This window comes from Gemmatimonas sp. (assembly GCF_044345575.1).
Lineage (GTDB): Bacteria > Gemmatimonadota > Gemmatimonadetes > Gemmatimonadales > Gemmatimonadaceae > Gemmatimonas.
Map to the genome: position 1 here is coordinate 1 of NZ_JBIJAW010000127.1, position 8,982 is coordinate 8,982.

At 66.5% G+C, this 8,982-nt stretch carries 8 protein-coding genes; 6 read left to right on the forward strand and 2 right to left on the reverse strand.

Annotated features, from left to right (window positions below):
- Together ACIQ6O_RS09145 and ACIQ6O_RS09150 are read left to right on the forward strand one after the other, a co-directional pair.
- Positions 1-957: ChaN family lipoprotein (locus tag ACIQ6O_RS09145; protein WP_396207477.1), on the forward strand; the 957-nt coding region annotated here is incomplete at its 5' end.
- A gap of 212 nt (positions 958-1,169) precedes the next feature.
- Positions 1,170-1,568, forward strand: coding sequence for a four helix bundle protein (locus ACIQ6O_RS09150; protein WP_396207478.1), 399 nt, complete (start codon positions 1,170-1,172; stop codon positions 1,566-1,568).
- Between the two features lie 118 nt (positions 1,569-1,686).
- On the opposite strand, the gene ACIQ6O_RS09155 is transcribed toward ACIQ6O_RS09150, so the two are convergent.
- Positions 1,687-2,217 carry a hypothetical protein gene (locus ACIQ6O_RS09155; protein ID WP_396207479.1) on the reverse strand — a complete coding sequence of 177 codons (531 nt, stop codon included), beginning with the start codon at positions 2,215-2,217 and terminating at the stop codon, positions 1,687-1,689.
- A 188-nt stretch (positions 2,218-2,405) separates the two neighbouring features.
- Positions 2,406-5,657, reverse strand: coding sequence for a WD40/YVTN/BNR-like repeat-containing protein (locus tag ACIQ6O_RS09160; RefSeq protein WP_396207480.1), 3,252 nt, complete (start codon positions 5,655-5,657; stop codon positions 2,406-2,408).
- Positions 5,658-5,760: 103 nt separating this feature from the next.
- Between ACIQ6O_RS09160 and ACIQ6O_RS09165 the strand changes: the two genes are divergently transcribed.
- From ACIQ6O_RS09165 to ACIQ6O_RS09180, 4 genes are all read left to right on the forward strand, one after another.
- On the forward strand, positions 5,761-6,819 hold the full coding sequence (locus ACIQ6O_RS09165; RefSeq protein ID WP_396207481.1) for an NAD(P)-dependent alcohol dehydrogenase: 1,059 nt from the start codon (positions 5,761-5,763) through the stop codon (positions 6,817-6,819).
- A gap of 160 nt (positions 6,820-6,979) precedes the next feature.
- Positions 6,980-7,567: a GAF domain-containing protein gene (locus ACIQ6O_RS09170; protein WP_396207482.1), complete on the forward strand. Its 588-nt coding sequence runs from the start codon at positions 6,980-6,982 to the stop codon at positions 7,565-7,567.
- Positions 7,568-7,695: 128 nt separating this feature from the next.
- Positions 7,696-8,415, forward strand: coding sequence for a response regulator (locus ACIQ6O_RS09175; RefSeq protein WP_396207483.1), 720 nt, complete (start codon positions 7,696-7,698; stop codon positions 8,413-8,415).
- On the forward strand, positions 8,412-8,982 hold a 571-nt coding region (locus ACIQ6O_RS09180), incomplete at its 3' end, for a DUF4118 domain-containing protein (RefSeq protein ID WP_396207484.1). The genes ACIQ6O_RS09175 and ACIQ6O_RS09180, both read left to right, overlap by 4 nt.

Sequence of the window (8,982 nt, forward strand, 5' to 3'; positions counted from 1 at the left end):
TTCCGCATGTTCCGTCGCCTCTCGTCCAGTGCGCTCTTCGGGGTGCTCGCGCTCATGAGCACCGCGTGCCTGCCCGGCGGCGGGCGCCGCGCGTACACGGCGCAGCTCACTCCGGAGCCGGCGGTGCGCGTGTACGACACGAAGGCGCGCGGCTTCGTCCCCTTCCGTCAGTTTGCCGACGCCATCGCGTCGCGCGACCTGGTATTCTTCGGTGAGCAGCACAACGACCCCACGACGCATGCGGCGGAGCACGCGGTGCTGGCGGCGCTAGGCGAACGCCGGTCGCACGTGGTGCTCACGCTCGAGATGTTCGAGCGCGACGTGCAGTCGCTGGTCGACCGGTATATCGCGGGCGCGATCTCCGAGAAGGACTTCCTCGCGGGCGCACGTCCGTGGGATAACTATCCGTCCGACTATCGCCCGATGGTGGAGCTCGCGCGCGTACGCGGCTGGCCGGTGATTGCCGCCAACGTGCCGCGCCGACTGGCGAGCGCCGTGAGTCGCCGTGGCCTCGCCGTGCTCGACACGATGAACGCGCGCGACCGCGGGTACGTGGCCAAGCAGAACGTGTGCCCCAAGGACACGTACTACGAGAAGTTCGCCGAGACCATGAAGGGACACAGCGCCGGCGGCGGCCCGCCGACGGCCGCCGACATGGCAGCCATGGCGCAGATGACCGATCGCTTCTACGAAGCCCAGTGCGTGAAGGACGAAGCCATGGGTGAAGCCATCGCCGACGCGTTCTCGCGCGCGCCCAAGGGCACGGTGGTGTTCCAAGTGGACGGCGCGTTCCACAGCGACTTCGGGCTCGGTACGGTGGAGCGGGCCAAGCGTCGCCTACCCAAGGCGAGCAGCGTGATCATCACGGCGGTGCCGGTGGCGGACCTGGCCAAGCCCGACACCGAGCCGCACGCGACGAAGGCGGACTACGTGATCTTCACGCGAGCGCCGAAATAAGGGCGCGCGGGGGCGCGCCGGCGGCGCGGGAACGGCGTAAAGGGTAAAGTGTTGCCACCTGACTGCACCGCGGCAGCAGGTGCTGCGTGCGCTTGGCAGTTGGGTGGCAACTCTTGACTCTTTACGCGGTTCGGAGCGTAAAGCGCGCCATTTCGGTACTGCGACAGATTTTTCGGTAACGCTCGGATGGCGGTTGCTCGCTACCGTGCGGCATGACCGACTTACGGAATCTGAAAGTGTTGAACGCGGCCTTCGTGCTCGTTGACACGGTACATGCATCCGCCGAACAGCTCGACATCAGACGCGTGCCGAAGCTCCGCAATCAGTTATTGCGCGCGACGGACGCGGTCCCGGCCAACATCGCCGAAGGCGCACGTGGCTCCCGGCCTGAGTTTGCCCAGTTTCTCCGCATCGCCCTGCGATCAGCCGATGAGGTGGGCGCACACCTGATGGTGGCCATGCGTGTGCAGGCGCTCCCACTCGAAACGTACCAGCGGTGCGAGAGCAAACGCGTGGTTGTCTGCAAGATGCTGCATGGACTACTCCGCGCCGTGGAAGAGCAACATGCGCGGGGGGGCGCGCCAGCGGCGCGGGAACAGCGTAAAGAGTAAAGAGTTGCCACCTGACTGCACGGCGGAAGCAGATACAGCGGACGCAGGTCCCGCGTGCGCTTTGCAGTAAGGTGGTAACTCCTAACTCTTTACGCCGTTCCGCGCGCCGAAGGCGCGCTCACCCCTCGTATCCGCGCTCCAGCAGAAACGCCCGCACCTTCTCCGGATTGCGCTCCACCTCGATGCTGCCGGGGCGGAGGCCCGTACGCAGGAGCATCCCGCGACCGGCGGCGCTGGCCACCACGAACGCGTCGGTCGTCACGCACACCACCTCGGCGGTCTCGGACAGCTGTCCCGGATGCCCGGAGAAGTGCATCGCGGACCCCTCCGACATGCCCTCGGCCATCAGGCTCCCGTGCGGCTCGCTCCACGTGACGCCCGTGAAGAGCACGACGTCGTTGTTGCCGTCGATGAAGTCTTCCACCGGGATACCAAGCACCCCGGCGTTCGCTTCGACCTCGGCGCGGATGCGGTAGGCGTCGAAGAGCCCCTCCACATCGGCGGTGTCGATGCCCACGCGCACGGCCTGACCGTCGCGCAGGACGACCGTCACCTCGTGTTCACCAATCGAAATGCCGCGCCAGGCGCCGCGCAACTTGCGCAGGGCTTCCATGGTGTCGGTCGTAGCCTGAAAACGATACTCGCGCACAACGCCTCGTGTAGAAATCCACGGGGAAATGTCGCAGGTCGGGCCGCCTGAACATATGGGTGGGGGCGCGCTGCGCGCGCGGAACGACGAAAAGAGTAAAGAGTTGCCTCCCAACCGCCGTGCGGTCAGGTGGCAACTCTTTACTCCTTACTCCTTACGCCGTTCCGGCCGGCATAGCCGGCCCCGGGTTACTTGTGTTCGCCGTCCTCTTCGAACCCGAACGGGCTCGCACCGCCGGCCGCGCCCATGTTCTCGATACGCAGCGTCTGCTTCTGAATCGTGTTGCCGATCTGCAGCACGACCCCGAAGTCACCGGTGGTGGCGTTTCCGCCACCGAAGCCGCCGAAACCACCGAAGCCGCGGCCCTGCGCGGGCATCGGCAGGCCGATCAGGTCGAACACCTTCCGCACGGCCGGGTTGCTGGCCGCGTTCTGCATCTGCTGCGCACGCTGCTGCAGCTCCGCCACGTTGGGTCCGCCACCAGCGTTCCCCGTAGGCCGCGGCGTCGCCTCGGCCGGTCGCGCGCAGAACGTGTCCCACTGCGTGAGCGGACGCTCGCACGGGAGCTGCGCCCCACGGCCACCACCACCGCCGCCGCCGCGGAGGTTGAACCCGCCACCAGCGGGCGGATTGAGCATTTGCTTCGCGAGCGCCAAAGCCGTGCTGTCGTACTTCGCCTTCGTGAGCGAATCCAACACCGCCGGCATACGCACCGCCCGCAGTACGCTATCGCGCTTCTCGCTGGGCGAGAGCGGAGCACGCGGCGCCGGACGGCCGGTGATGGCGTAGTTCCAGGTCACGGTGTGAAGCCCCACACCACCCGGGCCCGTGATGGTGGACACCGTATCACCCACCGCGTTCACGATGCTGATGCGCGCCGGCGAACCGGCCTGCGTGATGCGATAGCTGATGTTGGCGCCGTACGCCGGGTTGGGCGTCGCGAAGAAGCCCTGCGCGTTGCCGTTGCCGCTCGCGCCGCGAAGAGGCGGCTCGCCCCACTGGAACGCCGTGCGGGGCTGGAAGAGGTGCACCGGCTTGGCGGCCACCATCTTCGTCATCTGCGACAGCGGCGCCACGTCCACGATCCAGAAGCCGCGACCGTGCGTGGCCGCGATGAGCTCCTTGTCGCGCGGATGAATCTGCAGGTCGTACACCGGCACGCTCGGCAGATTGGCCGCGAACTTGGTCCACGTCTGGCCACGATCCACCGACGCGTACACGCTGAGCGACGAGCCCACGTACAGCACGTCGGCGCTGTTGGGATCTTCGCGCACCACGTGCAGAAAGTCGGCGTTGCCGTCGGCCGGCAGGTTGTTCACGATGCTCGTGAACGTCTTGCCGCCGTCCTTCGACGCATACAGGTACGGCTTGAAGTCGCCGTTCCGGTGATTCTCGAGCGCCACGTACACCACGTTGGTATCGAACGCCGAGGCTTCGATGCGCGTGACGTACACTTCGCCACCGTTCGGGAGGCCAAGAATGTTCTTGCCGATGTTCTCCCACGTGGCGCCGTCGTTGCTCGTCTTCCACACGTTGCCGTCGTCGGTGCCGGCGTAGAGCAGCCCCTGCTTGGCCGGGCTCTCATCCATCGCCACCACGGTGCCGTACGTCTCGGCGCCCGTGGCGTCGAGCGTGATACCACCGGTGAGGCGCAGCGCCGTGTCGAGCTTCGCCGTGAGCTGCTTCGACAGGTCGGGCGAAACGATCATGAAGTCTTCGCCGCGCTTCGACGACTTGAGCACGCGGTTGCCGGCGAAGTAGATCACCGCCGGATTGTGCGGCGAGATGAAGAACGGCGTGTTCCAGTTGAAACGGAGCGACAGGTCCGCCGAATCGGCCGCCTGCTTCTTGCGCAGGGCGGCGATGGCCGTGAGCTGCTGCTTGGTGGCGGGCGTGAGCGGATCGCCGCGCACGATGGCGATGCTGTCCTCCCACGCCTTGTACTTCGCCTGCCAGTTCGGCTTCACGAACGGCATGCGTTCGCCCGTCTTGTAGTTGATGCGCTGCGCGTTGCCGCCCTGCGACTCGCCGTACACGATGTTCGGGTCGGTCGGATCCATCGCCGCGTAGAAGCCGTCACCACCGGCGATCGTGTGCCAGTAGCCGAGGCTGGTCTGGCTCCCGCGCAACCGGCTGGGGCCGCACCAGGTACCGTTGTCCTGCGCGCCGCCGCAAATGTTGTACGGCACCGCGTTGTCGAACGCGACTTCGTAGAACTGTGCGATGGGCAGGTTCTGCTGCTGCAGGAAGTTGCCGCCGGCATCGTACGTGATGGCGATGCCACCGTCGTTGGCGAGGAACCAGCGCTGCGGATCGTTCGGATCGATCCAGATGCCGTGGTCGTCCACGTGCACGTTCTGCGCCGCGCTGCGCGACGTCTTGCCGCCGTCTTCCGACAGCTGCAGTTCGGTGCTCGAGAAGTACACGCGATTCGGATTCTTCGGATCGCTGCGCACCTGCGAGTAGTAGAACGGACGCACGTTGATGTTGTTCATCTGCGCCCACGTGGCGCCGCCGTCGGTGCTCTTGTACAGACCGTTGGCCTTGGGGCTGCGCTCACCGACAATGGGGCCGGTGCTGTTCGCCGCCGCCTCGACCATCATGTACATGATGTCGGGGTTGGCGAGATTGATGTCGAGGCTCATGCGCCCCTTGTACCCGGCGGGGAAACCACCGCCCTTCACCTCGGTCCAGTTGTCCCCACCGTCGGTGCTCTTCCAGAGTCCCGATCCGGGGCCGCCGGAGAACAGCGAGTACGGCGAGCGCCGGCGCTCCCAGCTCGTGGCGAACACGACGTTGGGATTCTTCGGATGGATGGCCACATCCACGAAGCCGGCCTTGTCGCTGATGAACTTCACCAGCTTCCAGCTCTGGCCGCCGTCGGTCGTCTTGTAGAGTCCGCGATCGGGGTTGGAGCGCCACGCCGCGCCGAGCGCCGCCACGAACACGACGTTGGGGTTGGTGGGATGCACCGCGATCCGGCCGATGTGCTCGGTCTTTTCGAGGCCCATCGGCTTCCAGGTGATGCCGCCGTCGGTGCTCTTGAAGATGCCGCCGCCCGGCTCGATGGAATTGCGCGAGTTCGGCTCACCCGTGCCGGCCCAGACCTGCTGCGTATCGCTCGGGGCGATCGCCAGCATGCCCATGGAGATGATGCGCTTGTCGTCGAACACCGGGCGCCACGTGGTGCCGTTGTTGGTGCTCTTCCAGATACCGCCGCCGGCGGCAGCAACGAACACCGTCTTGGATGGGCTCGGGATGCCGACAACATCGGAAAGACGGCCCATGAAGTTGGCAGGACCGACGGTGCGCCAGCGCAGACCAGCCACCGTGGCGGAGTCGAGCGCCTGCGCGCCTAGCGACGAGGCGAGCATCACGCCCTGCAGCGCGACACCGGCCACCACCGCGGCAGATCGCGGGACGAAACGAGTGAGTGACATGGAGAGGGGAGAAGGAGAACAGAAAGTGCAACGCCGTACGATACATGCAGTGCGGCGTGTACGGATGGAAAACGCACCAGCCCCGGTACACGTTTAGCCCATCATGATACCTACCATCGGCATTGCCGCGTTCGACGCGGCCGGACCACTCGCCCCGTGGCGCTTCGAACGCCGCGTCGTCGGCGCCCACGACGTGCACATCCGCATCATGTATTGCGGAATCTGTCACTCCGACCTCCATACCGTACGGGGGGAGTGGGGCCCATGCCGGTACCCACAGGTCCCCGGGCATGAGATCGTCGGGCGGGTGGAATCGGTCGGTAGTGCGGTCACCCGCTGGAAAGCCGGTGATCTGGTGGGGGTGGGGTGCATGGTCGACAGTTGCCAGCGCTGCCAGCCCTGCGCCGACGGCCTCGAGCAGTACTGTGACAATGGCATGACCGGGACGTACGGTGGGGTGGAGAAGCAGACCGGCCTCCCCACGCAGGGCGGGTACTCCACGGGGATCGTGGTCAACGAACAGTTCGTCCTCCGTGTCCCGGACAACCTCGACCCGGCCGCCGTGGCGCCGCTGCTCTGCGCCGGGATCACCACATGGTCGCCCCTACGGCAGTGGAAGGTGGGGCCAGGGTCGCGGGTCGGCGTCGTCGGTATCGGGGGGCTTGGCCATATGGCGGTGAAGCTCGCCAATGCGCTCGGGGCCCATGTGGTCGTCTTGACCACCTCCCCGGCCAAAGCCGATGACGCGCGCCGGCTCGGCGCCCACGAGGTGGTGGTCTCGCGCGACGCGAGTGCGATGGCCGCGCTCCGCAATTCGCTCGACCTCATCATCGATACCGTGGGCACGCCGCACGACATCGACGGCGAGATGCAGCTGCTCCGCCTCGATGGCACGCTGGTCCTGCTGGGCGGCTCTCCTGAGCCGCATCCGTCGCCCCGGGCGTTCACGTTCATCATGAAGCGCCGCCGTCTCGCCGGATCGCTCATCGGTGGTATCGCCGAGACCCAGGAGATGTTGGATTTCTGTGGCCAGCATGGCATCACCGCCGACATCGAAGTCATCAAGGCGGACGCGGTGAACGACGCCTACGAGCGCATGCTCAAGTCGGATGTGAAGTACCGCTTTGTCATCGACCTCGAGACGCTCGACGCGCCCGCGTAGCCTGGCGCAGGACCGTATGGTTCGTACACGACGCGGCCGTTTCCAGAATTGGGATCGGCCGCGTTCGACAAACCGGCCACAAGGCGACGCTAAGTTTTGGCTCGGTGCCAGCCGATACTGCTCTCGGCACCCGCATATCGCCGACGGAGGCGGTCGCGTCATGGATGATCTGGAATTGATGGACCTGTTCACGCAATTCGCGTCGCCCCCGCCCTCCTCCGAGGGCGCCGAGCCGGGCGTGCGCCGCGACCGCGTCCTGCAGGATCGCGCGCGATTGCAGGAGATTGTCGCGCTGCGGCTGACCGAGCCGGATGTGCAGCACATTCTGCGCGATATCTGCCGAGAGGCGGCGACGGCCCTCGGGCTGCCGATCGGGCTCGTCACCATCGTGCTCGACGAGGACCCGCACGTCGCGGCGCAGCATGCACTCGACCGGGTGCTGCAGGAGACCGGTGGCACGTCGGCGAACTGGGACTTCTGCCGCCATACCGTGACGGACATGGCCTCGTTCGTGGTGAACGATGCCCGCACCGACACCCGCGTCCTCGACAGCCCGTTGGTCATCAACGACGGGCTGCGGTGCTATGCCGGGATGCCCCTCATCACGAGCCGAGGGCATGCGGTGGGTTCGGTGTGCATGGCGGGCGTGGACACCCGGGAGTTCTCGGCGGCCGAACTCGAAACGCTGCAGCGGTTCACGACCGAGGCGACGCGCCGCATCGAAACACGGCGGGTCAGCGCCCACTAGTGTCAGGGTTTGTTATTCAGTGGGGTGGCGCATTAGGATAAACCGCACGAGGGCGATGCCCTCCGGTCTCGTCCCGCGTCCGGGCGCCAGCGCCCCGCGCGATCCCCCCGCTCCGATCCCGCTGCGCCATGCCGTTCCAACTGGGTGACTCGGTCGATCCGGAACGCATCCTCGTCGTCGAAGATGACGATGCCCTCCGCGGAGCGCTGGCGCACACCCTCGGCACCATCTGCCAGGACGTCCGGACCGCGTCCACGCTTGCGGAGGCATTCCGGGAAGCCGCACAGGCGCACCCCGACATCATCATCCTCGACCTCGGCCTCCCCGATGGTGATGGCACCGATCTCGTAAATCGGCTGCGCATGGTGACCGATGTCCCCGTCATCGTGCTCTCCGGACGCGACAGCGAAGACGACAAGGTGGCGCTGCTTGATGCCGGCGCCGACGACTTCATCACGAAGCCGTGTGGCGCAGCGGAGCTGCTGGCGCGGGTGCGCGGCCAGTTGCGGCGCTCCGCTGCTTCGCATGCCGCACGATCCTGGGCGCGTACCAACATCAACGGCGTCGAGATCGATCTCGTGAGTCAGCGGGTCGTACGCAATGGGGAGCAGCAACGCCTTACGCCGACCGAGTGGGCGCTGTTGCGCGCGCTGATCCTGCAGGGAGGTCGGCCGGTCTCGCCCAAGCAACTGTGGGACATGGTGTGGGCTCGCGAATTCGGCGATTACTCGACCCATGTGCGGGTGCACATAACCCACCTGCGCCGCAAGATCGAGCCGAATCCGCAGGTACCGAGCATCATCATCACTGAACCGGGCGTCGGCTATCGCTTCAACGGGCCGCAGTGACGTTCCCGCGCCTAGCCCTGTGGCTGCTGTGGCTGCTCGCCTACGCCGGCACCACGGCACTGCTCTACCTCGCCTCTGACCTGCCGCAGATTCGCGTGTCGCACGCGGTGCTCGCGTACATGGTCCTCATCATGCTCGCCAGCCGGCACGGTGGACGCGCGCTCGCGATGACGATGGTCACGCTTGGCTACCTCGCGGTGGACTGGTTCTATGTCCCACCGCGCTTCTCCTTCGGGCACGCCACCGATCTCGACTGGATTGTTCTCATCGGTTTTGCCCTCACGGGCTGGCTCCTGTCGGAGCTGTTCGCCGTGCAGCGCGAGGCCACGCGGGTGGCGGAGCAGCGCACGCGCGAGGTGGAACGCCTCAGTGCGGAACGCCTGCAACTCGAGCGGGAAGTCTCGACGGCGCGCGTACTCAAGGAGGCCGATCGCCTCAAGAACGCGCTGCTGAGTTCCCTCGCCCACGACCTTCGCTCCCCCATCGCCACGCTCTCGCTGCTCGCCGATCCCGCCGCGGGGTTCGCCGGTGATGTCGCGCTGCAGCGCGTCAGCGAGGAGGCCGATC